The 24750-nt window shown below is 67.6% G+C and carries 28 protein-coding genes; all 28 read right to left on the reverse strand.

Annotated features, from left to right (window positions below; translation table 11 throughout):
- Window positions 1-10: 10 nt before the first annotated feature.
- Entirely contained in the window at window positions 11-418 is a 408-nt protein-coding gene (rpsH, locus tag OIE47_RS09260; RefSeq protein ID WP_326561086.1) for a 30S ribosomal protein S8, read from the reverse strand.
- A 104-nt stretch (window positions 419-522) separates the two neighbouring features.
- Window positions 523-708, reverse strand: coding sequence for a type Z 30S ribosomal protein S14 (locus OIE47_RS09265; RefSeq protein WP_007465272.1), 186 nt, complete (start codon window positions 706-708; stop codon window positions 523-525).
- A 1-nt stretch (window position 709) separates the two neighbouring features.
- Window positions 710-1294, reverse strand: coding sequence for a 50S ribosomal protein L5 (gene rplE / locus OIE47_RS09270; protein WP_326561087.1), 585 nt, complete (start codon window positions 1292-1294; stop codon window positions 710-712).
- Entirely contained in the window at window positions 1294-1614 is a 321-nt protein-coding gene (gene rplX / locus OIE47_RS09275; RefSeq protein WP_326561088.1) for a 50S ribosomal protein L24, read from the reverse strand. The genes rplE and rplX overlap by 1 nt, the downstream gene beginning before the upstream one ends.
- Complete coding sequence (rplN, locus tag OIE47_RS09280; RefSeq protein WP_023358185.1) at window positions 1611-1979, reverse strand: 50S ribosomal protein L14; 369 nt, start codon at window positions 1977-1979, stop codon at window positions 1611-1613. The genes rplX and rplN overlap by 4 nt, the downstream gene beginning before the upstream one ends.
- A 135-nt stretch (window positions 1980-2114) precedes the next feature.
- Window positions 2115-2405, reverse strand: a complete 291-nt coding sequence (gene rpsQ / locus OIE47_RS09285; protein ID WP_326561089.1) for a 30S ribosomal protein S17 — start codon at window positions 2403-2405, stop codon at window positions 2115-2117.
- On the reverse strand, window positions 2402-2638 hold the full coding sequence (gene rpmC / locus OIE47_RS09290) for a 50S ribosomal protein L29 (RefSeq protein WP_326561090.1): 237 nt from the start codon (window positions 2636-2638) through the stop codon (window positions 2402-2404). Before rpmC ends, rpsQ begins: the two co-directional genes overlap by 4 nt.
- Complete coding sequence (gene rplP, locus OIE47_RS09295) at window positions 2638-3063, reverse strand: 50S ribosomal protein L16 (RefSeq protein WP_121158410.1); 426 nt, start codon at window positions 3061-3063, stop codon at window positions 2638-2640. The genes rpmC and rplP overlap by 1 nt, the downstream gene beginning before the upstream one ends.
- A gap of 3 nt (window positions 3064-3066) precedes the next feature.
- Window positions 3067-3945, reverse strand: a complete 879-nt coding sequence (rpsC, locus tag OIE47_RS09300; protein WP_326561091.1) for a 30S ribosomal protein S3 — start codon at window positions 3943-3945, stop codon at window positions 3067-3069.
- The gene (gene rplV / locus OIE47_RS09305; protein ID WP_326561092.1) at window positions 3945-4418 is read right to left on the reverse strand and encodes a 50S ribosomal protein L22; all 474 of its coding nucleotides are present in this window, start codon (window positions 4416-4418) and stop codon (window positions 3945-3947) included. The genes rpsC and rplV overlap by 1 nt, the downstream gene beginning before the upstream one ends.
- Window positions 4419-4454: 36 nt before the next feature.
- Window positions 4455-4736 carry a 30S ribosomal protein S19 gene (gene rpsS / locus OIE47_RS09310; RefSeq protein ID WP_326561093.1) on the reverse strand — a complete coding sequence of 94 codons (282 nt, stop codon included), beginning with the start codon at window positions 4734-4736 and terminating at the stop codon, window positions 4455-4457.
- Between the two features lie 15 nt (window positions 4737-4751).
- Window positions 4752-5591, reverse strand: a complete 840-nt coding sequence (gene rplB, locus OIE47_RS09315) for a 50S ribosomal protein L2 (RefSeq protein WP_326561094.1) — start codon at window positions 5589-5591, stop codon at window positions 4752-4754.
- 12 nt (window positions 5592-5603) lie between these two features.
- Window positions 5604-5906, reverse strand: a complete 303-nt coding sequence (rplW, locus tag OIE47_RS09320) for a 50S ribosomal protein L23 (protein ID WP_121158405.1) — start codon at window positions 5904-5906, stop codon at window positions 5604-5606.
- Entirely contained in the window at window positions 5903-6574 is a 672-nt protein-coding gene (gene rplD, locus OIE47_RS09325; RefSeq protein ID WP_326561095.1) for a 50S ribosomal protein L4, read from the reverse strand. Before rplD ends, rplW begins: the two co-directional genes overlap by 4 nt.
- A complete protein-coding gene (gene rplC, locus OIE47_RS09330; protein WP_326561096.1) occupies window positions 6571-7236 on the reverse strand; it encodes a 50S ribosomal protein L3 in 666 nt (221 codons plus the stop codon). The genes rplD and rplC overlap by 4 nt, the downstream gene beginning before the upstream one ends.
- Before the next feature lie 11 nt (window positions 7237-7247).
- Complete coding sequence (gene rpsJ, locus OIE47_RS09335; protein ID WP_007073037.1) at window positions 7248-7556, reverse strand: 30S ribosomal protein S10; 309 nt, start codon at window positions 7554-7556, stop codon at window positions 7248-7250.
- 349 nt (window positions 7557-7905) lie between these two features.
- The gene (gene tuf / locus OIE47_RS09340) at window positions 7906-9099 is read right to left on the reverse strand and encodes an elongation factor Tu (RefSeq protein ID WP_326561097.1); all 1194 of its coding nucleotides are present in this window, start codon (window positions 9097-9099) and stop codon (window positions 7906-7908) included.
- 235 nt (window positions 9100-9334) lie between these two features.
- Window positions 9335-11431, reverse strand: coding sequence for an elongation factor G (fusA, locus tag OIE47_RS09345; RefSeq protein ID WP_326561098.1), 2097 nt, complete (start codon window positions 11429-11431; stop codon window positions 9335-9337).
- Between the two features lie 71 nt (window positions 11432-11502).
- A complete protein-coding gene (rpsG, locus tag OIE47_RS09350) occupies window positions 11503-11973 on the reverse strand; it encodes a 30S ribosomal protein S7 (RefSeq protein WP_326561099.1) in 471 nt (156 codons plus the stop codon).
- 1 nt (window position 11974) lies between these two features.
- A complete protein-coding gene (rpsL, locus tag OIE47_RS09355) occupies window positions 11975-12349 on the reverse strand; it encodes a 30S ribosomal protein S12 (RefSeq protein ID WP_007465318.1) in 375 nt (124 codons plus the stop codon).
- 463 nt (window positions 12350-12812) lie between these two features.
- Window positions 12813-13352 (reverse strand): hypothetical protein, encoded by a 540-nt coding sequence (locus tag OIE47_RS09360; RefSeq protein WP_326561100.1) that lies wholly within the window; start codon window positions 13350-13352, stop codon window positions 12813-12815.
- Between the two features lie 100 nt (window positions 13353-13452).
- Entirely contained in the window at window positions 13453-13809 is a 357-nt protein-coding gene (locus OIE47_RS09365) for a hypothetical protein (RefSeq protein WP_326563041.1), read from the reverse strand.
- Between the two features lie 80 nt (window positions 13810-13889).
- Window positions 13890-17777, reverse strand: a complete 3888-nt coding sequence (locus OIE47_RS09370) for a DNA-directed RNA polymerase subunit beta' (protein ID WP_326561101.1) — start codon at window positions 17775-17777, stop codon at window positions 13890-13892.
- An 87-nt stretch (window positions 17778-17864) separates the two neighbouring features.
- Window positions 17865-21296 (reverse strand): DNA-directed RNA polymerase subunit beta, encoded by a 3432-nt coding sequence (rpoB, locus tag OIE47_RS09375; protein ID WP_326561102.1) that lies wholly within the window; start codon window positions 21294-21296, stop codon window positions 17865-17867.
- Between the two features lie 585 nt (window positions 21297-21881).
- Window positions 21882-22268: a 50S ribosomal protein L7/L12 gene (gene rplL, locus OIE47_RS09380; RefSeq protein WP_326561103.1), complete on the reverse strand. Its 387-nt coding sequence runs from the start codon at window positions 22266-22268 to the stop codon at window positions 21882-21884.
- 57 nt (window positions 22269-22325) lie between these two features.
- Window positions 22326-22871 carry a 50S ribosomal protein L10 gene (gene rplJ, locus OIE47_RS09385; RefSeq protein ID WP_326561104.1) on the reverse strand — a complete coding sequence of 182 codons (546 nt, stop codon included), beginning with the start codon at window positions 22869-22871 and terminating at the stop codon, window positions 22326-22328.
- A 309-nt stretch (window positions 22872-23180) separates the two neighbouring features.
- Window positions 23181-23873 (reverse strand): hypothetical protein, encoded by a 693-nt coding sequence (locus OIE47_RS09390; RefSeq protein WP_326561105.1) that lies wholly within the window; start codon window positions 23871-23873, stop codon window positions 23181-23183.
- Entirely contained in the window at window positions 23870-24706 is an 837-nt protein-coding gene (locus OIE47_RS09395; protein WP_326561106.1) for an ATP-binding cassette domain-containing protein, read from the reverse strand. Before OIE47_RS09395 ends, OIE47_RS09390 begins: the two co-directional genes overlap by 4 nt.
- Between the last annotated feature and the right edge of the window lie 44 nt (window positions 24707-24750).

Consider the following 24750-nt stretch of genomic DNA (forward strand, 5'->3'; position numbering starts at 1 on the left):
CTGTCTCCCGTTACCAGACGAAGGCGAGGACTTCCCCGCCAACGCTCCGCTTGCGAGCCTGCCGGTCGGTGAGCAGGCCCTGGGACGTCGAAATGATCGCCACGCCCAGCCCGCCGAGCACCCGCGGGAGCCCGTCCGACTTGGCGTACACCCGGAGACCGGGCTTGGAGACGCGCTTGATGCCCGCCAGGCTCCGCTCGCGGCTCTGGCCGTACTTCAGTTCGACGACCAGTCGCTTGCCGACGACGCCCTCTTCGGGCTCCTCGACCGACCAGGTGGCGATGTAACCCTCGGTCTTGAGGACCTCGGCGATGTTCGCCTTGATCTTCGAGTAGGGCATCGTCACCTTGTCGTGGTACGCCTGGTTGGCGTTACGCAGACGCGTGAGCATGTCTGCGATCGGGTCAGTCATAGTCATTGGTGTTTGTCAGCCTTTCTCACCGCGGTTCCCGGGGCACACGGCCCGGGGCCTACGGCGTTGCGATCCTCGCCCCGACCAACGGTCAGGACGCTGCTGGGCCTTTACCAGGATGCCTTGGAGACACCGGGCAGCTCACCGCGGTGGGCCATCTCCCGGATGCACACGCGGCAGAGCCCGAACTTGCGGTAGACCGCCTTCGGACGACCACACCGCTGGCAGCGGGTGTAGGCGCGAACCGAGAACTTCGGCTTCGCGGCCGCTTTGATGATAAGCGCCTTCTTCGCCATCTCAGTTCTCCTTGCTCGGGTCTTCACGGAACGGGAAGCCCAGGTGCTTCAGCAGCGCCCGGCCCTCGTCGTCCTTCGTGGCCGTGGTGACCACCGTGATGTCCATGCCCCGCTGCCGGTCGATCCGGTCCTGGTCGATCTCGTGGAACACCGACTGCTCGGTCAGACCGAAGGTGTAGTTACCGTGGCCGTCGAGCTTGCGCCCGTCGAGACCCCGGAAGTCACGGATACGCGGCAGCGCGATCGAGAGCAGCCGGTCCAGGAACTCCCACATCCGGTCACCCCGGAGGGTCACCTTCGCGCCGATCGGCATGCCCTCACGCAGCTTGAACTGCGCGATGGACTTGGTCGCCCGCCGCACCTGCGGCTTCTGGCCGGTGATGGTGGCCAGGTCGCGAACCGCGCCGTCGATCAGCTTGGCGTCGCGAGCAGCCTCGCCGACACCCATGTTGACGACGATCTTGACCAGACCCGGCACCTGCATCGGGTTCTGGAAACCGAACTGCTCGCGCAGGGCGGCCGCGATCTCGTTGCGGTACCGCTCCTTGAGGCGCGGCATGGTCTTGGTTTCGGTAGCCGTGCTCATCACAGGTCCTTACCGGTGCTACGCGCGACGCGGACCTTCTGGCCACTGTCGTCGATCCGGAACCCGACCCGGGTCGGGTTGCCGTCGGAGTCCAGGAGCTGCACATTCGAGATGTGAATCGGAGCCTCCTGGGTGACGATGCCACCGGTCTTGGCGCCACGCTGGGTGGTGCTGATGCGGGTGTGCTTCTTGACCCGGTTCACGCCCTCGACCAGGACCTTGTCCTGCCGCGGGTAGGCCGCGATGACCTTACCCTTGGCACCCTTGTCCTTGCCGGCGATGACGACGACCGTGTCGCCCTTCTTGACCTTCACGGTCACAACACCTCCGGCGCGAGAGAGATGATCTTCATGAACCGCTTGTCCCGCAGCTCCCGGCCCACCGGGCCGAAGATGCGGGTACCGCGCGGGTCGCCACCGTCCTTGATGATGACGGCGGCATTCTCGTCGAAGCGGATGTACGAGCCGTCCGGCCGCCGACGCTCCTTGGCGGTGCGGACGATGACCGCCTTGACGACGTCGCCCTTCTTCACACCAGCACCGGGAATGGCGTCCTTGACCGTGGCCACGATGACGTCGCCGATACTCGCGTAGCGCCGACCGGAGCCACCGAGAACCCGGATACACAGGATCTCCCGAGCACCCGTGTTGTCGGCGACGCGCAGTCGCGACTCCTGCTGAATCACGTCTATCTCCTATGTCTGCCGGTTCTCAGACGGCTGGTGTCTCCGGCTTGTGCCTTCCAGCCGGAAACTCATGCCGTCTGAGCCTGGCGGAACCCTGAGCTTGCTGGTCCGGTCTGCTCCGCAGCCCGTCCGGCTCTACTTGGCCTTTTCGAGGATTTCCACGATCCGCCACCGCTTGGTGGCGGAGAGCGGACGGGTCTCCATGAGCAGTACGCGGTCGCCAACGCCACACGCGTTCTGCTCGTCGTGTACGTACAGCTTGCGCGTACGGCGCAGGACCTTGCCGTACAGCGCGTGCTTGACCCGGTCCTCAACCTCGACCACGACGGTCTTGTCCATCTTGTCGCCTACCACGAGCCCCTCGCGCACCTTGCGCTGGGCCCGCGGGGCGGTGGTGGTCCCCTCCGGGGCGGTCGTCTCGCTCATGATGCAGTCACCTCAGTCGGCGCGGCCGAGAGACCCAGCTCGCGCTCACGCATGATCGTGTAGATCCGGGCGATCTCCCGACGGATGACCTGCAGCCGGCGATTGTTGTCCAGCTGGCCGGTCGCGGCCTGCACGCGGAGGTTGAACAGCTCCGCCTTGGCCTCGCGCAGCTTCGCGACCAGCTCCTCCTCGGAGAGCTCGCGCAGCTCGCCGGCCTTTACGCCCGCGGCCATCAGCTTTCACCCACTTCGCGTGTCACAATTCGGCACTTCATCGGGAGCTTGTGGATCGCGCGACGCATAGCCTCTCGCGCGGTCTGCTCATTGGGGAAGGACATCTCGAAGAGCACCCGTCCCGGCTTTACGTTGGCGACCCACCACTCGGGCGAGCCCTTACCGGAACCCATCCGGGTCTCAGCGGGCTTCTTGGTCAGGGCCTGGTCCGGGAAGACCGTGATCCAGACCTTGCCACCACGCTTGATGTGTCGGGTCATCGCGATACGCGCTGACTCGATCTGCCGGTTGGTGACGTAAGCGGGCTCCAGCGCCTGGATTCCGAACTCGCCGAACACCACCCGGTTGCCGCCCTTCGACGCGCCATGGCGGTCGGGGTGGTGCGGCTTGCGGAAGCCCTTCGGGGGCTTGCGCGGCATCAGCATCTGTCAGCCCTCCTGCGCTGAGCTGTCCGATCCGGCCGGAGCCGGATTGGCCGGCGCGGCGCTAGCCGGCGCGGCCTGGTCGTTCGTGGCCTCGGCCGGGGTGCCGGCGAACTCCGCCGCCGCCGCGCGCCCAGCCTCGGTGCCGCCGGCGGTGGTGCCGGACGAGCCGGACCGCCCACGACGCGGCCGCTCGGGCCGGTCACTACGGTCGCGACGCGGACGGGCCGGACCGGTCTCGGCCGGGGCTTCCCGACCGGGTACGGCGTCACCCTTGTAGATCCACACCTTCACGCCGATCCGGCCGAAGGTGGTCCGCGCCTCGAAGAAGCCGTACTCGATGTTGGCCCGCAGCGTGTGCAGCGGCACCCGACCCTCACGGTAGAACTCGGTACGGCTCATCTCCGCGCCGCCGAGGCGGCCGGAAACCTGTACCCGGATTCCCTTGACGATCGGGTTCTTCATCGCCGACTGCATCGACTTACGCATCGCCCGACGGAAGCTGACCCGGCTGGAGAGCTGCTCGGCGACAGCCTGTGCGACAAGCTGTGCGTCCGACTCGGGGTTCTTCACCTCGAGGATGTTCAGCTGCACCTGCTTGCCGGTCAGCTTCTCCAGCTCGCCACGGATCCGGTCGGCCTCCGCACCCTTACGGCCGATGACGATGCCCGGCCGTGCGGTGTGGATGTCGACCCGGACCCGGTCCCGGGTGCGCTCGATGTCGACCTTGGAAATACCGGCCCGCTCCAAGCCCTTGGACATCATCCGGCGGATCTTGACATCCTCGCCGATGTAGTCCTTGTAGAGCTTGTCCGCGAACCAGCGCGACTTCCAGTCGGTCGAGATGCCAAGCCGGAACCCAATCGGGTGAACCTTCTGACCCATTACTCGGCACCTTCCGTCTTGCTCTGCGTGTCGGCAGCCTCGGCCTCGGTGGCCGGCGCGACCTTGGCCGGTGCGGCCTTCTTCGCCCCGCCCCGCTTCGGCGTGGCAGGCGCGACCGCCTCGACCACGATCGTGATGTGGCTGGTCCGCTTGCGGATCCGGTACGCCCGGCCCTGCGCCCGCGGCCGGAACCGCTTCATCGTCGGGCCCTCGTCGACGTACGCCTCGCTCACGAGCAGCGCGTCGGGGTCCAGCCGCTCGTTGTTCTCGGCGTTGGCGATCGCACTCGCGAGCACCTTGTAGACCTGCTCGCTCGCAGCCTGCGGCGCGAACTGGAGCACCGTGAGCGCCTCCTTCGCGGGCAGGCCGCGGACGAGGTTGACCACCCGGCGAGCCTTCGTCGCCGAGATGCCCACGTGCCGCGCAACCGCCCGCGCGCCCGGAAGCACCGGAGCGTCGCCCTTAACTGGCATCGCTGAAACCCCTTGATCCTTTATCCGTGGCCCGGCTCAGCGCCGGCGACTCTTCCGGTCGTCCTTCTCGTGACCCTTGAACGTACGGGTCAGCGCAAACTCGCCGAGCTTGTGCCCGACCATCGCCTCGGTGACGAACACCGGAACGTGCTTGCGCCCGTCGTGCACGGCGATCGTGTGTCCGAGCATGTCCGGAATGATCATCGAACGCCGGGACCACGTCTTGATGACGTTCTTCGAGCCCTTGTCGTTCTGTACTTCCACCTTCTTGAGCAGGTGGTCGTCGACGAACGGGCCCTTCTTCAAGCTGCGAGGCATGTCTACCTAACTCCCTTAGCCGCGCTTGCGGGTCGCGTAGCGGCGGCGGACGATCAGCCGGTCGCTCGGCTGGCCCTTACGACGGGTGCGGCCCTCGGGCTTACCCTGCGGGTTCACCGGGTGACGACCACCGGACGTCTTGCCCTCACCACCACCGTGCGGGTGGTCGACCGGGTTCATCGCGACACCACGGACGGTCGGGCGCTTGCCCTTCCACCGCATGCGGCCGGCCTTGCCCCAGTTGATGTTTGACTGGTCGGCGTTGCCGATCTCGCCCACGGTCGCCCGGCAGCGCACGTCGACCCGCCGGATTTCACCGGAGGGCATACGCAGCGTGGCGTAGGCACCCTCACGACCCAGCAGCTGGATACCGACGCCGGCCGAACGGGCCATCTTGGCCCCGCCGCCCGGACGCAGCTCCACGCAGTTGACGGTGGTACCCACCGGGATGTTGCGCAGCGGCAGGTTGTTGCCCGGCTTGATGTCGGCGGTCGGGCCCGACTCCACCGGGTCGCCCTGCTTCAGGTCCTTCGGCGCCACGATGTAGCGCTTCTCGCCGTCGGCGTAGTGCAGCAGCGCGATGCGCGCGGTCCGGTTCGGGTCGTACTCGATGTGCGCGACCTTGGCCGGCACGCCGTCCTTGTCGACCCGCTTGAAGTCGATCAGCCGGTACTGCCGCTTGTGGCCGCCACCGTGGTGCCGGGTGGTGATCCGGCCGTGGGCGTTACGCCCACCCTTCTTCGGCAGCGGAGCCAGCAGCGACTTCTCGGGAGTCGACCTGGTGATCTCGGCGAAGTCGGCGACGCTGGAGCCACGTCGGCCAGGCGTCGTCGGCTTGTATTTACGGATTGCCATTGTCTACACCCCTCAGCTGACCGGGCCGCCGAAGGCCTCGATGCGGTCGCCGTCAGCCAGCTTCACCATCGCGCGCTTCGTGGCCTTGCGCTGGCCGAACCCATTCCGGGTCCGCTTGCGCTTGCCCTCGCGGTTGAGCGTGTTGACCGTCAGGACGCGCACGTCGAAGATCTGCTGGATAGCGATCTTGATCGCGGTCTTGTTCGCGTCCGGGTGCACCAGGAAGGTGTACCAGTTACGGTTCAGCTCGCTGTAGCTCTTCTCGGAGACGACCGGCGCGACGATGATGTCCCGCGGGTCGGCGATCGTGCTCACTTCTCGTCGCCCTCACTTCCGGACTCGTCTGCGGCCTGCGCCGCCGCCGGAACCCGCAGGAACTCGTCCAGCGCGTCCCGGGTGAAGATCACGTCATCGGCCACCAGCACGTCGTACGTGTTGAGCTGGCCGGCCTCGAGCAGGTGCACCCGCGGCTCGTTACGCAGCGAGATCCAGTTGATCTCGTCGGTCCGGCTCAGCACGACCAGGACCCGCTTGGCCTCGGTCAGCTTGGTCAGCGTGGCCAGGGCCGCCTTGGTCGACGGCTTCTCGCCACCGACGAACGCCTCCACCACGTGAACCTGACCCGCGCGCGCCCGGTCCGACAGGGCACCGCGCAGTGCGGCGGCCTTCATCTTCTTCGGGGTCCGCTGGCTGTAGTCACGCGGCACCGGGCCGTGGACGACGCCACCGCCGGCGAACTGCGGCGCGCGGATCGAGCCCTGACGGGCGCGACCGGTGCCCTTCTGCTTGTACGGCTTCTTGCCGCCACCGGCGACCTCACCGCGGGTCTTCACCTTGTGCGTGCCCTGGCGCGCGGCGGCCAGCTGGGCCACCACGACCTGGTGCATCAGCGACAGGTTCGCCTGCACGTCGAAGATGCTGTCGGGCAGCTCGACCGAGCCGCTCTTGCCACCCTCGACGGTGCGCACGTCAACGGAGGTCACTTCGCCACACCGCCCTTCTTCGCCTGCGCCTTGGCCGCGGAGCGCACCAGCACCAGGGCGCCCTTGGGGCCCGGGATGGCGCCACGGACGAGCAGCAGGTTCTGCTCGGCGTCGACCGCCTGGATGACCAGGTTCTGCACGGTGAAGCGACGCGCGCCCATCCGACCCGCCATCTTCACGCCCTTGAAGACGCGACCGGGGGTCGCGCAGGCGCCGATGGAGCCGGGCGAGCGGTGCTTGCGCTCGACACCGTGGCTCGCGCGCAGGCCGTGGAAGCCGTGACGCTTCATGACACCGGCGAAGCCCTTGCCCTTGGTCCGGCCGGTCACGTCGATCGACCCGCCCGGGGCGAAGGAGTCGACGGTGACCTCCTGGCCCAGCTCGTACTCCGAGGCGTCGGCGGTGCGCAGCTCGACGATGTGCCGCCGAGGGGCAACGCCGGACTTCGCGAAGTGCCCGGCCCGCGGCTTCTTGACCTTGCGCGGGTCAACTACGCCGTACGCCAACTGGATCGCGGAGTACCCGTCCTTGTCGGTGGTACGGACCTGGCTCACGACGCACGGGCCGGCCTGCACCACGGTCACCGGGACAACGCGGTTGTTGTCCCAGACCTGGGTCATGCCGAGCTTGGCGCCCAGGATGCCCTTAACTTCCCTGTCCATTAGTCCGGTCCCTACAGCTTGATCTCGATGTCGACGCCAGCCGGCAAGTCGAGACGCATGAGCGAGTCGACCGTCTTCGGGGTCGGGTCGATGATGTCGATCAGACGCTTGTGCGTGCGCATTTCAAAGTGCTCGCGCGAGTCCTTGTACTTGTGCGGCGAACGGATCACGCAGAAACGGTTGATCTCCGTGGGCAGCGGCACCGGGCCCGCGACCTGCGCCCCGGTGCGCGTCACCGTCTCCACGATCTTCCGCGCCGAGGAGTCGACGACCTCGTGGTCATAGGCCTTGAGCCGGATGCGGATCTTCTGTCCCGCCATGGTGGCTTCTGTTCCTTCTCTCGATGCCGCTGTCTTGCGGGTGCTCACCACCTGGTAGAGCCCCACTTCGCCGACCCCCGCGGTCGGGCGTGTCGCGCTCCGGGATCAGACTCCGCCCGGAGTTACCCGAGGCGATCTGACCTTCGCGGGTCGGTCGAGGCGTCCGTCATGCAGAACATGGTGCGGACGCCGTGCGAGGGTGGTTGACCACTGTGGCGGTCAACCACCCTGCGCGCGACTCTTCGTGGACGCTCACCCGGGAGACCCGGGCGCGCGCCAACAAACGGTCGGTACGCAACCTGACTAGTATGCCGTACTACCGCACGGCACACCTAATCGGGGTTACCTTTTACTTAATGATCTTCGTGACGAACCCGGCGCCGACCGTCCGGCCACCCTCACGAATCGCGAACTTGAGGTTGTCCTCCATCGCGATGGGCTGGATGAGCTTGACGGACATCGTCGTGTTGTCGCCCGGCATGACCATCTCGGTGCCCTCGGGCAGCGTGACAACGCCGGTGACGTCCGTGGTCCGGAAGTAGAACTGCGGACGGTAGTTCTGGAAGAACGGGGTGTGCCGTCCACCCTCCTCCTTGGAGAGGATGTAGACGGTCGCCTCGAACTCGGTGTGCGGGGTGTTCGACCCCGGCTTCACCACGACCATGCCACGCTCGACCTCGTCGCGCTTGGTACCGCGCAGCAGGAGGCCGACGTTCTCGCCTGCGCGAGCGTCCTCCAGGGTCTTGCGGAACATCTCGATCGCGGTGACCTTGGTCTTGAAGCTCTTCTCCTTGATACCGACGAGCTCGACATCCTCGTTCGGCAGGAGAACGCCACGCTCGACCCGGCCGGTGACGACCGTGCCACGACCGGTGATCGTGAACACGTCCTCGACCGGCATCAGGAACGGCTTGTCGGTCTCGCGAGCAGGCTGCGGGATCGAGGTGTCGACCGCGCTCATCAGGTCCATGAGCTTGTCGGTCCACTCCGGGTCGCCCTCGAGCGCCTTCAGCGCCGAGACGCGTACGACCGGCAGGTCGTCACCCGGGTACTCCTGGTTCGAGAGCAGCTCCCGAACCTCGAGCTCGACGAGCTCGAGGAGCTCCTCGTCATCGACCATGTCGCTCTTGTTCAGCGCCACGACGATGTACGGCACGCCAACCTGGCGGGCCAGCAGCACGTGCTCGCGGGTCTGCGGCATCGGGCCGTCGGTCGCCGCGACCACCAGGATCGCGCCGTCCATCTGCGCGGCACCGGTGATCATGTTCTTGATGTAGTCGGCGTGACCGGGGCAGTCAACGTGCGCGTAGTGCCGCGCCTCGGTCTGGTACTCGACGTGTGCGATCGAGATCGTGATGCCGCGGGCCTTCTCCTCCGGCGCCTTGTCGATCTCGTCGAACGGCGTGTACGGGTTGAGGTCGGGCATCTTGTCGTGCAGGACCTTGGTGATGGCCGCCGTCAGCGTCGTCTTACCGTGGTCGATGTGACCAATGGTGCCGATGTTGACGTGCGGCTTAGTCCGCTCGAACTTCGCCTTCGCCACTGGTGTCCTCCTGTGGACTTCTTGGTTAGTACGCCCGGCACGCCATTCGGCGTTCAGGACTCTGTCGACAGCCTTACCGGCCGATTTCCGGCCGGGAAGTACTTGGGTCTTGCGGCGGTGAAACCTTCAGGCCTGGTCTCTTGCAGCCCGGCCCGGGCAGACCGCGGGCGAGATTACCCGCCCGTGGTCCTAGCGGTATCACCGGCCCGGCATCGGGCGAGTTACGCGTCTCCGCTCACTCACCCGTCGCCTTCGCGATGATCTCCTTCGCGACGCTCTGGGGAACCTCGGCGTAGGAGTCGAACTGCATGCTGTAGCTAGCCCGGCCCTGGGTCTTCGACCGCAGGTCGCCGACATAGCCGAACATCTCCGACAGCGGCACCAGGGCGCGGACGATGCGAGCACCGCTCCGCTCCTCCATGGCCTGGATGATGCCGCGGCGGGAGTTGATGTCGCCGATGACGTCACCCATGTTTTCCTCAGGGGTGGTGACCTCGACTGCCATCATCGGCTCGAGCAGTGCGGGATCGGCCTTGCGGGCCGCTTCCTTGAGCACCATCGAGCCGGCGATCTTGAACGCCATTTCGGACGAGTCGACCTCGTGGTACTGCCCGTCCAGCAGCGTCAGCTTCAAGCCGACCAGCGGGTAACCGGCCAGGGTGCCGTACTGCATGGCGTCCTGGGCTCCGGCGTCGACCGACGGGATGAACTCCCGCGGGATACGACCACCGCTGACCGCGTTCACGAACTCGTACGTCGGCTGGTCGTTGCCGAGCGGCAGCGGCTCGAGGCTGACGATGACCCGGGCGTACTGACCCGAACCACCGGTCTGCTTCTTGTGCGTGTGCTCGACCTTGTCCACCTTGCGGCGGATGGTCTCGCGGTACGCCACCTGCGGCTTGCCGATGTTGGCCTCGACGTTGAACTCGCGGCGCATCCGGTCGACCAGGATGTCCAGGTGCAGCTCGCCCATGCCGGAGATGACCGTCTGGCCGGTCTCCTCGTCGAGCCGGACCCGGAAGGTCGGGTCCTCCTCGGCCAGCCGCTGGATCGCGGTGCCGAGCTTCTCCTGGTCGGACTTGGTCTTCGGCTCGATCGCCACGTTGATGACCGGCTCCGGGAACGTCATCGATTCCAGGATGACCGGGTTCGCCGGGTCGGAGAGGGTGTCACCGGTGGTGGTCTGCTTCAGACCCTGGACCGCGATGATGTCGCCAGCCTGCGCCGTGGGGCGCTCTTCCCGCTTGTTGGCGTGCATCTGGTAGATCTTGCCGATCCGCTCCTTGCGGTCCTTGGTGGAGTTGACCACCTGGGAACCGGACTCGAGCGTGCCGGAGTAGACCCGTACGTAGGTGAGCTTGCCGAGGTGCTTGTCAGTCTGGATCTTGAAGGCCAGACCGGCGAACGGCTCGCTGTTCGAGGGCTTGCGCAACAGGACGGTCTCGCCGTCGAGCGCGGTGCCCTCGACCGCCGGGATGTCCAGCGGCGACGGCAGGAAGTCGACCACGGCGTCGAGCATCGGCTGGACGCCCTTGTTCTTGAACGCCGAGCCGCAGAGCACCGGGTTCGCCTTGCCCGCGATCGTGGCCCGCCGGATGGCGGCCTTGATCTCGTCGGCGGCGATGTCCTCGCCCTCGAGGTACTTCTCCATCACCGAGTCGTCGACGTCTGCCAGCGTCTCGAGCAGCTTGTCGCGCCACTCGGCGGCGGAGTCGGCGAGGTCGGCCGGGATCTCCTCGATCGCGTAGTCCTCGCCCTTCTGGGTCTCGCCACGCCAGGTCAGCGCGCGCATACCGATCAGGTCGACAACACCGATGTGGTCACCCTCGAGCCCGATCGGGATCTGGAGCACCAGCGGGGTGGCGTTCAGCCGGTCGATCATCATCTGCACGCAGCGGAAGAAGTCGGCGCCGGTCCGGTCGAGCTTGTTGACGAAGCACATCCGGGGGACGTTGTACTTGTCCGCCTGGCGCCAGACGTTCTCGGTCTGCGGCTCCACACCGGCGACCCCGTCGTACACCGCGACCGCACCGTCCAGCACCCGCAGTGACCGCTCGACCTCGACCGTGAAGTCGACGTGGCCGGGCGTGTCGATGATCTGGATCGTGTGGCCCTTCCACTCACACTTGGTGGCGGCGGAGGTGATGGTGATTCCCCGCTCCTGCTCCTGCTCCATCCAGTCCATGACGGCGGCGCCCTCGTGGACCTCACCGATCTTGTACGTGATGCCGGTGTAGAACAGGATCCGCTCGGTGGTCGTGGTCTTACCAGCATCGATGTGCGCCATGATGCCGATGTTGCGTACCTTGGCGAGCGCGTCTGCGGCGGCCACTTCAATCCCTACTTATCGTCGTCTCGACAACCTGGTCGTGCCGCCGCCCTGCGGCGGCGGCACGAGGCGTGTTACCAGCGGTAGTGCGCGAAGGCCTTGTTCGACTCGGCCATCTTGTGCGTGTCCTCGCGCCGCTTGACGGCGGCACCGAGGCCGTTGCTCGCGTCGAGCAGCTCGTTCATCAGGCGCTCGATCATCGTCTTTTCCCGACGCGCCTTGGAGTACGTGACCAGCCAGCGCAGGCCGAGCGTGGTCGCCCGGGCCGGGCGAACCTCGACCGGCACCTGGTAGGTGGCGCCACCGACCCGGCGGCTGCGCACCTCCAGCGTCGGCTTCACGTTGTCCATCGCCCGCTTGAGGGTGACTACCGGGTCGGTGCCCGACTTCTCCCGGCAGCCCTCGAGGGCGCCGTAGACGATGCGCTCGGCGAGTGCGCGCTTGCCGCGAAGCAGGATCTTGTTCACCAGCTGGGTGACCAGCGGGGAGTTGTATACCGGGTCGGCGACCAACGGCCGGCGCGGAGCGGGTCCCTTACGCGGCATGTCAGCTCTTCTCCTTCTTCGCGCCGTAACGGCTGCGGGCCTGCTTGCGGTTACGAACGCCCTGGGTGTCCAGCGAGCCGCGGACAATCTTGTAGCGCACGCCGGGGAGGTCCTTCACCCGGCCGCCGCGAACGAGCACGATCGAGTGCTCCTGCAGGTTGTGCCCGACGCCCGGGATGTACGCGGTCACCTCGATCTGGCTGCTCAGCTTCACACGGGCGACCTTGCGCAGCGCCGAGTTCGGCTTCTTCGGGGTGGTGGTGTAAACACGCGTGCACACGCCGCGCCGCTGCGGGCTGCCCTTCAGCGCGGGCGTCTTGGTCTTCGTCGTCTTAGCTTGGCGGCCCTTTCGGACCAACTGCTGAATGGTGGGCACCGGGTTTTCCGCTCCCTCCGACCGCCTGCCCGGCGGTCGCGCCTTGGTCGTAGTCGCCCGGGTGGGTGACTCTCCTACATTCCAACCGAACCCGTCCGTCGGACGACTCCGGCACCCGCGGTCGGGCGTGTCGCCCGTCCACGGTCCCGCTGCGTGCTCTCGCCCGCATCGGTTTTATCCGGTCGGCGTACGTTCACCGCCGACCTCTTTGACTGGGTCGTGATGCCGCTCGATGGCCGGATACCGGCTCGCGAGCACACACGAGTTGCCCGGGCGAGCCCGGGCACGAGGGGAAGGGTACCTACCAGAAGCACCCAGGTCAAAACGGGGGTTCCCCGAAAAGCCACGCCGTGGCTTCCCGGCCCGTCCCGCCCGCGCACCCACAGCAGGCACCACTACAGCAAGTGTACCGGCCCCGCAGGAATTCGGCCCGGCCGGCCCCCGGACAGCGCCCCGCGTCGGCTCAGCTGAGCTGCAGGAGCACCGCCAGCCCGAACCCGATCACGGTCAGCCCGAGGCCCGCCGCGCCGCACCAGATACCGGACACCGCCACCCCCGCGCCAACGAACCGGACACCGGAGGACGACATCGCGGATCGGGTCTGCCTCCGCCCGAGCACCCCGAGCCCGATCGCCGCAGCGCCCAGCAGCGCGCCCAGGACCCCGAACGCGCCGGCCACCCAGGCTCCCCATCCACCGCTGAGACCGACCAGCCCGAAGCAGAAGACCACCAGCGAGACGACGATGGCGGCGATGCCGGCGGCCAGCGACCCGACCGCCAGCCCGGAGGTGATCGGCGGCACATCCAGGTAGGCGAGGCCGAACGGCGTACCGGGAACGGGGTCGACCCGGCGGGGTGGGCGCCACGTCTCGCGCGGTGGCTGGGGCACCGGGGCCGGTCGCCCCGGGCCGGCCGGCGCCGGCGCGGTCGCGGGAAAACCCGCCTGCGGGTACGCGGGTGGCTGGCCGCCCGGTCCCGAGGGTGGCCGCGCCTCTTCCGTCACCGACGTCCCCCTCCGACAGCCGAGCCCCGGTCGAGCCGGACCGGGCTGGTCCTCCCACGGGGTCCCCACACTCTAGGCGGTCCCCCTGCGGGGCGGTGCGCTAGTTGATGGTGGGGGCGAAGTCCTGACCGCCGGGCGTGCCGGCGAGGTGCAGCAGGCCGATCACGGCCACCACCACAGCCGTGACGGTGGCCAGCGTGATGCCGGCCCAGGCCAGCCGCTCCCCCCGGCGCAGCAGCGCCGAGCCGGTGAGGTAACCGGCCGAGGCGTACGCCTCCCGGCGCGCCTGCCGCGCCAGCAGCAGCGCGACCGTGGCCGGCACTATCCCACCGAGGAACACCCCGGTGAGCGCGGCCACCAGGCCCAGCGCGAAGACCGCCCGCGCCTTTGTCGAGCGCACCGGATCCGGGTCGAGCGGGTGCCGCAGCAGCGGTCCGGGCAGGGTCACCGGCGTCATCTCCACCAGGCCAGCCTACAAACAGGCGAGCGCCCCACGCGCCGTCAGTACGGCACGTGGGGCGCTCGGACCCGTTCTGGTTACCGGTACGACCCGAAGTCGAAGTCGTCCAGCGGAACCGCCTGCCCGCTGGCCGGCCCGAAACCGTAGTCGGTCTCGGGGTACCCGGTCATCGAGTAGACCTTGGCCTTCGCCTCCTCGGTCGGCTCCACCCGGACGTTGCGGTACTTGCTGATGCCGGTACCCGCCGGGATGAGCTTTCCGATGATGACGTTCTCCTTGAGACCGATGAGCGAGTCACTACGGGCGTTGATCGCCGCGTCGGTGAGCACCCGGGTGGTCTCCTGGAAGGAGGCCGCCGACAGCCACGAGTCGGTCGCCAGCGACGCCTTGGTGATACCCATCAGCACCGGCCGACCGGCCGCGGGCTCGCCGCCCTCGGAGACGAGCCGGCGGTTCTCCGACTCGAACAGCGCGCGGTCGACCAGCACGCCCGGCAGGAACTCGGTGGCACCGGAGTCGATCACCGTGACCCGCTTGAGCATCTGGCGGATGATGATCTCGATGTGCTTGTCGTGGATCAGCACACCCTGCGAGCGGTAGACCTCCTGGACCTCCTGGGTCAGGTGGACCTGGACCGCACGCGGGCCGAGGATCCGCAGCAGCTCGTGCGGGTCGATGGTGCCCTCGGTGAGCTTCTGCCCGACCTCGACGTGGTCGCCGTCGTGGGCCCGGAGCTTGACCCGCTTGGAGATCTTGTCGTACACGATCTCCTCGCTGCCGTCGTCCGGCACCACGATGATCTTCCGAGAGCGCTCGCCGTCCTCGATCCGGATCCGGCCGGGGGTGTCGGCGATGGGCGCCTTACCCTTCGGCACCCGGGCCTCGAAGATCTCCTGCACACGCGGCAGACCCTGGGTGATGTCCTCACCCGCGACACCACCGGTGTGGAAGGTACGCATCGTCAGCTGGGTACCCGGCTCACCGATCGACTGGGCCGCGATGATGCCGACCGCCTCGCCGATGTCGACCGACTTGCCGGTCGGCAGCGAACGGCCGTAGCAGGCCGCGCAGACCCCGAGCTTGGACTCGCAGGTGAGCACGGAGCGCACCCGGACCGTCTCGACACCAGCCTCGACGATCTTGTCCACCAGGATGGAGTTGAGGTCCATCCCCCGCTCGGCGACCACGGTGCCGTCGGTGCCCTTGATGTCGTCGGCCAGGGTACGGGCGTGCACACCGGTCTCGGCGTGCGTGTGCACCACCAGCTTGTCGCCGAGGAACTCGCCGACCTGCATGGGGATGGCACGGTCCGTACCGCAGTCCTCCTCGCGGATGATCACGTCCTGCGAGACGTCCACCAGACGACGGGTCAGGTAACCCGAGTCGGCGGTACGCAGCGCGGTGTCGGCCAGACCCTTACGGGCACCGTGCGTGGAGATGAAGTACTCCAGTACGGACAGACCCTCCCGGTAGCTGGCCTTGATCGGCCGCGGGATGATCTCACCCTTGGGGTTGGCCACCAGGCCACGGATCGCGGCGATCTGGCGGAGCTGGAGCAGGTTACCGCGGGCACCCGAGTTGATCATGACCCAGAGCGGGTTCTCCTGCGGTAGCGCGGTCTCCATCTCCTTGGCAACCTCGTTGGTCGCCTTGGTCCAGATCTCGATGAGCTCGCCGCGACGTTCCTCGGCGGTCATCAGACCCCGCTGGTACTGCTTGTCGATCCGGTCGGCTTCCTTCTCGTACCGCTCCAGGATCTCCGGCTTGCGCGGAGGCGCGATGACGTCCTGCATACCGATCGTCACGCCGGACCAGGTGGCCCAGTGGAAACCGGCCTCCTTGAGCCCGTCGAGGGTCGCGGCCAGCGCCACCTTCGGGAACCGCTCGGCGAGATCGTTGACGATCGCGGAGAGCTGACCCTTGCGGATCTCGTAGTTCACGAAGCGGTAGCCCTGCGGCAGGGTCTCGTTGAACAGCACCCGACCCAGCGTGGTGTCGACGGTCAGCGCCGAACCCGGAACCCAGCCCTCGGGCTCGGTCCACTTCTCCGCGCCGGCACCGTTGTCGACACCGATCACGCCGTGCAGACGGATCTTGATCGGGGTCTGGAGGTGCAGCTCACCGTTGTCGAAGGCCATCCGAGCCTCGGCGTCCGAGCTGAACGCACGACCCTCGCCGACCTCACCGGGGGTGAGGTGAGTCAGGTAGTACAGCCCGATCACCATGTCCTGGGTGGGCATGGTCACCGGCTTGCCGTCGGCCGGCTTGAGGATGTTGTTCGACGACAGCATCAGGATCCGCGCCTCAGCCTGGGCCTCGGCCGACAGCGGTACGTGCACCGCCATCTGGTCACCGTCGAAGTCCGCGTTGAACGCGGTGCAGACGAGCGGGTGGATCTGGATCGCCTTGCCCTCGACCAACTGGGGCTCGAAGGCCTGGATGCCGAGACGGTGCAGGGTCGGCGCCCGGTTGAGCAGCACCGGGTGCTCGCCGATGACCTCTTCCAGCACATCCCAGACGACCGGCCGCTGCCGCTCGACCATCCGCTTCGCGGACTTGATGTTCTGCGCGTGGTTGAGGTCGACCAGCCGCTTCATCACGAACGGCTTGAACAGCTCCAGCGCCATCTGCTTGGGCAGACCGCACTGGTGCAGCTTGAGCTGCGGGCCGACCACGATGACCGAACGGCCGGAGTAGTCGACGCGCTTGCCGAGCAGGTTCTGACGGAACCGACCCTGCTTGCCCTTGAGCATGTCGGAGAGCGACTTCAGCGGGCGGTTACCCGGACCGGTGACCGGCCGGCCGCGGCGGCCGTTGTCGAACAGCGCGTCGACGGCCTCCTGCAGCATCCGCTTCTCGTTGTTCACGATGATCTCCGGCGCGCCCAGGTCGATCAGGCGCTTGAGCCGGTTGTTCCGGTTGATCACCCGGCGGTAGAGATCGTTCAGGTCCGAGGTCGCGAACCGGCCACCGTCGAGCTGCACCATCGGGCGCAGGTCCGGCGGGATGACCGGGACGCAGTCGAGCACCATGCCGAGCGGCGAGTTGCGGGTGTTCAGGAACGCCGCGACCACCTTCAGCCGCTTGAGCGCCCGGATCTTCCGCTGGCCCTTGCCGGACCGGATGATCTCGCGGAGGTTCTCCGCCTCGGCGTCGAGGTCCATGTTCTGGACCAGCGCCTTGATCGCCTCGGCACCCATGCCGCCGGTGAAGTACTCACCGAACCGGTCCCGCAGCTCCCGGTAGAGCAGCTCGTCCGTGACCAGCTGCTTCGCGTCCAGCTTGCGGAAGGTGTCGAGCACCTCGTCCAGCCGGTCGATCTCGCGCTGCGCCCGGTCGCGGATCTGGCGCATCTCGCGCTCGCCGCCCTCTTTGACCTTGCGGCGCACGTCGGCCTTGGCACCCTCGGCCTCGAGGTCGGCCAGGTCGGCCTCCAGCTTGGCGGCCCGCTTCTCGATCTCCGAGTCGCGGCTGTTCTCCGCCTGACGCTTCTCGGCCAGGATCTCGTTCTCGACCGTGGACAGGTCGCGGTGACGCGCTTCCGCGTCGACGCTCGTGATCACGTACGATGCGAAGTAGATGATCTTCTCGAGGTCCTTGGGAGCCAGGTCGAGCAGGTAGCCCAGCCGGCTCGGGACGCCCTTGAAGTACCAGATGTGGGTGACGGAAGCGGCCAGCTCGATGTGGCCCATCCGCTCACGACGCACCTTGGAGCGAGTCACCTCGACGCCGCAGCGCTCACAGATGATGCCCTTGAACCGGACCCGCTTGTACTTACCGCAGTAGCACTCCCAGTCCCGCTGCGGACCGAAGATCTTCTCGCAGAAGAGCCCGTCCTTTTCCGGCTTCAGGGTGCGGTAGTTGATCGTCTCGGGCTTCTTAACCTCGCCGTGCGACCACTGGCGGATGTCGTCCGCGGTAGCCAGGCCAATGCGCAACTCGTCGAAGAAGTTGACGTCGAGCACGTTATGTATCCCTCGTGTCGTGTCGTACTTACTGCTTGGCTTCCGGAGGGGTTGGGGGCCGGATGACCCGGCCCCCAACCCTCAACCTCAAACTTCCTCGACCGAGCTCGGCTCGCGCCGGGACAGGTCGATGCCAAGTTCCTCCGCCGCCCGGAACACCTCGTCGTCGGTCTCGCGCATTTCCAGGGCCACGCCGTCGCTGGAGAGCACCTCAACATTCAGGCACAGCGACTGCAGTTCCTTGAGCAGCACCTTGAACGACTCCGGGATACCCGGCTCGGGAATGTTCTCGCCCTTGACGATCGCCTCGTAGACCTTGACCCGGCCCAGGACGTCGTCGGACTTGATCGTCAGCAACTCCTGCAGGGCGTACGCGGCTCCGTACGCCTGCATCGCCCAGCACTCCATCTCGCCGAACCGCTGGCCACCGAACTGCGCCTTACCACCCAGCGGCTGCTGCGTGATCATCGAGTACGGTCCGGTCGACCGAGCGTGGATCTTGTCGTCGACCAGGTGGTTCAGCTTCAGGATGTAGATGTAGCCGACCGCGATCGGGTCCGGCAGCGGTTCACCGGAGCGACCGTCGAACAGCTGCGCCTTACCGCTCGCACCGATGAGCTGCTTGCCGTCCCGGTTGGGCAGGGTCGACGAGAGCAGACCGGCGATCTCCTCCTCGCGGGCACCGTCGAAGACCGGCGTCGCGACGTTGGTGTCCGGCACCGAGGTGTCGGCGTCGATGGCGCGCAGGTTCCGCTTCCACTCGGCGTCGTCACCCTCGACCTGCCACCCGGTCTTGGCCACCCAGCCAAGGTGGGTCTCCAGCACCTGACCGATGTTCATCCGGCTCGGCACACCGAGCGGGTTGAGCACGATGTCGACCGGGGTGCCGTCCTCAAGGAACGGCATGTCCTCGACCGGCAGGATCTTGGAGATGACACCCTTGTTGCCGTGCCGGCCGGCGAGCTTGTCGCCGTCCTGGATCTTCCGCTTCTGGGCCACGTAGACGCGGACCAGCTCGTTGACCCCCGGCGGCAGCTCGTCGCCGTCCTCGCGGGAGAAGGTACGCACACCGATGACCGTGCCGGTCTCGCCGTGCGGCACCTTCAGCGAGGTGTCCCGGACCTCACGCGCCTTCTCACCGAAGATCGCGCGGAGCAGACGCTCCTCCGGGGTCAGCTCGGTCTCGCCCTTCGGCGTGACCTTGCCGACCAGGATGTCACCGGGCACGACCTCCGCACCGATCCGGATGATGCCGCGCTCGTCGAGGTCGGCGAGCATTTCCTCGCTGACGTTCGGGATGTCGCGGGTGATCTCTTCCGGGCCCAGCTTGGTGTCGCGGGCGTCGACCTCGTGCTCCTCGATGTGGATCGAGGTGAGGGCGTCCTGCTGCACGAGGCGCTGCGACAGGATGATCGCGTCCTCGTAGTTGTGACCCTCCCAGGGCATGAACGCCACGAGCAGGTTGCGCCCGAGCGCCATCTCGCCCTCGTCGGTGCACGGACCGTCGGCGATGACCTGACCGGCCTCGATACGGTCGCCCTCGAAGACGACCGGCTTCTGGTTGACGCAGGAGCCGGCGTTGGAGCGGCGGAACTTGTGCAGCAGGTAGGTACGGCGGTGGCCGTCGTCCTGGTGCACCGTCACGTAGTCGGCGCACAGGTCCTCGACCACGCCACCGACCTCGGCGACGACCACGTCACCGGCGTCGACCGCGGCCCGGTACTCCATGCCCGTACCGACGAGCGGCGCCTCGGCCTTGACCAGCGGCACCGCCTGGCGCTGCATGTTCGCGCCCATCAGTGCCCGGTTGGCGTCGTCGTGCTCGAGGAACGGGATCATGGCGGTCGCGACCGACACCATCTGGCGCGGCGAGACGTCCATGTAGTCGACCGCGGTGGGGGCGACGTAGTCGACCTCACCACCCTTCCGACGAACCAGGACCCGGTCCTCGGCGAAGTGACCGTCGGCCCGCAACGGGGCGTTGGCCTGCGCCTTGACGTACCGGTCTTCCTCGTCCGCCGTCAGGTAGTCGATCTGGTCGGTGACCTGACCCTCGACGACCTTGCGGTACGGCGTCTCGATGAACCCGAAGGGGTTGACCCGCCCGAAGGTGGACAACGCGCCGATCAGGCCGATGTTCGGGCCTTCCGGCGTCTCGATCGGGCACATCCGGCCGTAGTGCGACGGGTGCACGTCCCGGACCTCGAAGCCGGCCCGCTCACGGGACAGACCACCCGGGCCGAGCGCGCTCAGCCGGCGCCGGTGGGTAAGACCCGCCAGCGGGTTGGTCTGGTCCATGAACTGGGACAGCTGCGACGTACCGAAGAACTCCTTGATCGCCGCCACCACCGGGCGGATGTTGATCAGGGTCTGCGGCGTGATCGCCTCGACGTCCTGGGTGGTCATCCGCTCGCGGACAACCCGCTCCATCCGGGAAAGACCGACCCGGACCTGGTTCTGGATCAGCTCGCCCACGGTACGCAGCCGCCGGTTGCCGAAGTGGTCGATGTCGTCGGCCTCGTAGCCCTCCTCACCGGCGTGCAGCCGGCAGAGGTACTCCACGGTGGCGACAACGTCGTCCTCGGTCAGCGTGCCGGTGGTGATCGGCACCTGCAGTTCGAGCTTCTTGTTGAACTTGTAACGGCCGACCTTGGCTACGTCATACCGCTTCGGGTTGAAGAAGAGGTTGTCGAGCAGGGTCTGGGCGTTCTCGCGCGTCGGCGGCTCACCCGGCCGCAGCTTGCGGTAGATGTCGAGCAGCGCCTCGTCCACCCCGGCGATGTGGTCCTTCTCCAGGGTGGTCATCATCAGCTCGGACCAGCCGAACCGCTCGCGGATCTGCTCGCCGGTCCAACCGATCGCCTTGAGCAGGACGGTGACGGCCTGCCGGCGCTTACGGTCGATGCGGACACCGACCGTATCTCTCTTGTCGATGTCGAACTCCAGCCAGGCACCCCGGCTAGGGATGACCTTGACGCTGGAGAGGTCGCGGTCGGAGGTCTTGTCCGGCTGCTTGTCGAAGTACACGCCCGGAGACCGGACGAGCTGGCTGACCACAACGCGCTCGGTGCCGTTGATGATGAAGGTGCCCTTCGGCGTCATCATCGGGAAGTCACCCATGAACACGGTCTGGCTCTTGATCTCGCCAGTGGTGTTGTTGGTGAACTCCGCGGTCACGAACAGCGGCGCGCAGTAGGTCAGGTCCTTCTCCTTGCACTCCTCGATCGAGGCCTTGACCTCGTCGAAGCGCGGAGCGGAGAAGGACAACGACATGGTGCCGGAGAAGTCCTCAATGGGGCTGATCTCGTCGAGGATCTCCGCGAGACCCGAGCGTGCGTGCGGGTCGTCGGCCGACCGGCCCTGCCAAGCCTCGTTGCCAACCAGCCAGTCAAATGACTCGTTCTGGATGGCGAGGAGGTTGGGGACCTCGAGGTGTTCGGTAATCCTGCCGAATGAGATTCGGCGGGGCGCGAATGCGCTCGACGTACGACTGGTCTTCGCAGGGCGGGAAGCTGCCAAGATGCGTCCTTCCGAGGACCGGTGCTGCAGAACGGCTGTTTCGCGTGCACTCCAATGACCCCACTAGAAATATCCACAATCGGACATTCCGAGCAGGGGTCAAGTCGGAAGGCAGCGCAAACTAGCAGTGTAGCCGAGCGGCTAACCGCTGTCCAGCCCGGCGCGGCAGAACGTTGCGAAACGTGCCGAGGCCCGAGGCCGCCACGCGTTCAGATACGCGCTCGCACGTCTTTCGCACGCTCCCCGCGGGCCACCGGGAGCGTCGACAGCGGGTGCTGCCGGCACGACCCAGGTGATGGCCGTCGCAAGCGCGGAAGGTCTTGCTGTGTCAGCGTGCCTGCCCGTGCCCTGCCCCGTCAAGGGCTGGAACCCCGGTCAACCAACGTCTTTCCCCCGACAGTCCCGGTCCACACCCCGTCCGGCACCCGGGCCCGTACGCCAAAGCCCTGATCACCTGCTGTCAGCAGACAGCAGCGGGCGGCGATCCGATCCCGGACCGCCGCCCACGACGACGCGATGTGCGTCAGCTCACGTGTACGGGTGTCGCTGGCGCCAGCGCCACCCGTGATCGTGCGCTGGATGGAACTACTTGAGGGTGACCTTCGCGCCCTCGGCCTCGAGCTTGGCCTTGGCCTTGTCCGCGGTCTCCTTGTTGACCTTCTCGACGACGGCCTTGGGGGCGGCCTCGACGAGGTCCTTGGCCTCCTTCAGGCCCAGGCCGGTCAGCTCACGCACGACCTTGATGACCTGGATCTTCTTGCCGCCGTCAGCCTCGAGGATGACGTCGAACTCGTCCTGCTCCGGCTCCGCCTCGGCGGTCGCGGCGGCAGCGCCACCGGCAACGCCCATGGCGACCGGCGCGGCCGCGGTGACCTCGAAGGTCGTCTCGAACTGCTTCACGAACTCCGACAGCTCGATCAGCGTCATTTCCTTGAACGCGTCGAGCAGCTCGTCGGTGCTGAGCTTCGCCATAACTGGCGTCCTTTCCTCGTACTTTCGAAAGTTGATCGGGTGCGCTCGAGCCGGCCGTCAGGCCTGCTCGGCGCCCTCCTTCTCGAGCTTGTCCTGCAACGCCGCAGCCAGGCGGGCGGTCTTGGACAGCGGCGCCTGGAACAGCGCCGCGGCCTTGCTCAGGTTGCCCTTCATCGCGCCGGCCAGCTTGGCCAGCAGCACCTCACGGGACTCGAGGTCGGCGAGCTTGGTGACCTCGTCCGCGGTGATGGCCCGACCCTCGAAGACGCCACCCTTGATGACGAGCTTCGGGTTGGCCTTCGCGAAGTCCCGGAGACCCTTCGCCGCCTCGACGACGTCGCCGCCGACGAAGGTCAACGCGGTAGGACCGGTGAACAGCTCATCGAGACCCTGGATACCAGCGTCCGTCGCAGCGCGCTTGGCCAGCGTGTTCTTGGTGATCGAGTAGGTCGTCTCCCGACCCAGCGAGCGCCGCAGCTGAGTCAGCTGGGCGACCGTCAGGCCGCGGTACTCGGTCAGCACGGTGGCACCCGAGCTACGGAAGCTCTCGGTGAGTTCGGCAACGGCCGTGGCCTTGTCGGCCCGAACCGGCTTGTCCGCCATGTCCCTCCTCTCTCATTGCTAAAGGCTGGTTACCTTCGTGAAAGGTAGGAAGGAACCGCCGCAACGAGAAACGCCCCGGCGCAGGGCGCACGGGGCGACAGGGTCACATGATCTTGACCGGCACGCTACCATCTCCGCCTGCGCGGGCCGCCCGTCGAACGGGACCTTCAACCGTGCCTGAGCACGGTGGCCAGCGGTCTTTGGTGGTTACGTCCGCCCGAACCGAAGCCCAGACGACTTGTCAAGAGTACGGGACGAGCCGGCCACCACCAAATCAGTGACCGGGCGGGCCGGACCGGGTGAGCCAGGTCACGCCCGGTTCCGGCGCAGCCAGGCGTACAGGGCCAGGGCGGCGGCGCTCCAGAGCAGGGCGTGCCCGGTCAGCTCCACCACCCGCAGGCCGCTCGGACCCGACGTGATCGCCCGTGCGGTGGCCATCATCGGCGGCGCCACCCACGGGAGCACCGAGTCCCGCAGCCCGAACACGATCGCCCCGACCGCGCCGCCGACCAGGACCAGGACCCCGTACCGGGGGCTGTCGGTCGCGGCCCGGCTGGCCAGTGCGCCGAGGGCCACCGCCGCCGGCAGGACCAGCAGGTGCGCCCAGACCCCGAGCGTGATCCCCTGGGCCAGCGGCAGGTGCTCCGGCTTCTCCGGACCGGTGATGGCACCGAGTGCCCAGGGCAGGACGAGCGCGATCAGCACGGTGCCGAGCCCGGCGACCGTGGCGGCGACCAGACCGGCGGCCAACTCCCGGCTCCGGCTGCCGACGGCGACCAGGGCCAGCCGGCGGGCCACGTCCGGCTCGACGTCGAGCAGGAGCTTGGTCTGCCAGGCCAGTACGGGGAACAGGACCACCGCGGAGACCCCGTACGCCTCCCCCGCCTGCGCCTGCCCACCGCCGTGGAGCACGCCCAGCACGACCAGCCCGGCGATCATCGGCGCGATCGCCCGACCGGTCCGGACGAATCCGGCCAGCCGCATCCGTACCAACGCGATCATGAGGCCAGCTCGCTCTCGGTCAGCCCGCTACCGGTCGAACCGCCGCCGGTCGACTCCTCGCTGCCGGTCGACCCGCTGCGGGTCGACGGGGCCGGTGACGGTTCGGCGGCCCGTACCCGGATCACCTGGTGGCCGGCGGCGCGCAACGCGGCGACGGTGCCGGCGGCGTCGGCGGTCGGGACCGCGATCTCCACCACGGTGGTGCCGCCGCCGGGGGCCGGGCCAGCGACGGTGACCGTGCCGTCGGCGACCACCCAGTGCGCCGCCTGCGGCAGCCGCACCGTCTCGCCCCGGTGGTCACTCACCAGCACCGAGCCGCCCGCGTGCAGCACCTCGGCGATCAGATCCGGCACGATCTCCCGGGCGGTCGCGTCGAGCCCCTCCCAGGGCTCGTCCAAAACCAGAAGATCCGGTGGTACGAGCAGCGCCTGGGCAAGCCCGACCTTCTGTGCGGTGCCCTTGGACAGCTCCGGCAGCCGCACGTTCCGGTACCGGGCCACCCCGAGCCGTTCGGTCCACGCCGTGACCAGTCGCCCGGACTCGGCTGCGGACAGTCCACGTACCCGAGCCATCGCGGTCAGGTACTGGTCGACGGTGAACGGCTGGTCGGCCGGGAAGCGCTCGGGCACCCAACCGACCACCCGGGCCCGGTCGCGTACGGCGCCACGGGTCGGGCGGAGCACCCCGGCGGCTATCTGCAGCAGGGTGGACTTGCCTACCCCGTTGGGCCCCAGCACCACCGCCGCCTCGCCCGGCGCCAGGTCGAGCTCCACCGCCCGCAGCACCCAGGGAGCGCGCCGGCGGTACCGCAGCCAGACACCGTCGAGACGCATGGAGCCGAGCTTGCCAGATCCGGGTACGCGTCGGGGCCCCACCC

This window comes from Micromonospora sp. NBC_01796 (assembly GCF_035917455.1).
Taxonomy (GTDB): domain Bacteria; phylum Actinomycetota; class Actinomycetes; order Mycobacteriales; family Micromonosporaceae; genus Micromonospora_G.

Excerpts from the sequence above, each read along its gene's own strand:
- rpsH (WP_326561086.1), bottom strand. The coding sequence starts at position 418 with ATGACTATGACTGACCCGATCGCAGACATGCTCACGCGTCTGCGTAAC.
- OIE47_RS09265 (WP_007465272.1), bottom strand. The coding sequence starts at position 708 with ATGGCGAAGAAGGCGCTTATCATCAAAGCGGCCGCGAAGCCGAAGTTC.
- rplE (WP_326561087.1), bottom strand. The coding sequence starts at position 1,294 with ATGAGCACGGCTACCGAAACCAAGACCATGCCGCGCCTCAAGGAGCGG.
- rpsQ (WP_326561089.1), bottom strand. The coding sequence starts at position 2,405 with ATGAGCGAGACGACCGCCCCGGAGGGGACCACCACCGCCCCGCGGGCC.
- rpmC (WP_326561090.1), bottom strand. The coding sequence starts at position 2,638 with ATGGCCGCGGGCGTAAAGGCCGGCGAGCTGCGCGAGCTCTCCGAGGAG.
- rplP (WP_121158410.1), bottom strand. The coding sequence starts at position 3,063 with ATGCTGATGCCGCGCAAGCCCCCGAAGGGCTTCCGCAAGCCGCACCAC.
- rpsC (WP_326561091.1), bottom strand. The coding sequence starts at position 3,945 with ATGGGTCAGAAGGTTCACCCGATTGGGTTCCGGCTTGGCATCTCGACC.
- rplV (WP_326561092.1), bottom strand. The coding sequence starts at position 4,418 with ATGCCAGTTAAGGGCGACGCTCCGGTGCTTCCGGGCGCGCGGGCGGTT.
- rpsS (WP_326561093.1), bottom strand. The coding sequence starts at position 4,736 with ATGCCTCGCAGCTTGAAGAAGGGCCCGTTCGTCGACGACCACCTGCTC.
- rplB (WP_326561094.1), bottom strand. The coding sequence starts at position 5,591 with ATGGCAATCCGTAAATACAAGCCGACGACGCCTGGCCGACGTGGCTCC.
- rplC (WP_326561096.1), bottom strand. The coding sequence starts at position 7,236 with ATGGACAGGGAAGTTAAGGGCATCCTGGGCGCCAAGCTCGGCATGACC.
- rpsJ (WP_007073037.1), bottom strand. The coding sequence starts at position 7,556 with ATGGCGGGACAGAAGATCCGCATCCGGCTCAAGGCCTATGACCACGAG.
- rpsG (WP_326561099.1), bottom strand. The coding sequence starts at position 11,973 with ATGCCGCGTAAGGGACCCGCTCCGCGCCGGCCGTTGGTCGCCGACCCG.
- OIE47_RS09365 (WP_326563041.1), bottom strand. The coding sequence starts at position 13,809 with ATGACGCCGGTGACCCTGCCCGGACCGCTGCTGCGGCACCCGCTCGAC.
- rplL (WP_326561103.1), bottom strand. The coding sequence starts at position 22,268 with ATGGCGAAGCTCAGCACCGACGAGCTGCTCGACGCGTTCAAGGAAATG.
- rplJ (WP_326561104.1), bottom strand. The coding sequence starts at position 22,871 with ATGGCGGACAAGCCGGTTCGGGCCGACAAGGCCACGGCCGTTGCCGAA.
- OIE47_RS09390 (WP_326561105.1), bottom strand. The coding sequence starts at position 23,873 with ATGATCGCGTTGGTACGGATGCGGCTGGCCGGATTCGTCCGGACCGGT.
- OIE47_RS09395 (WP_326561106.1), bottom strand. The coding sequence starts at position 24,706 with ATGCGTCTCGACGGTGTCTGGCTGCGGTACCGCCGGCGCGCTCCCTGG.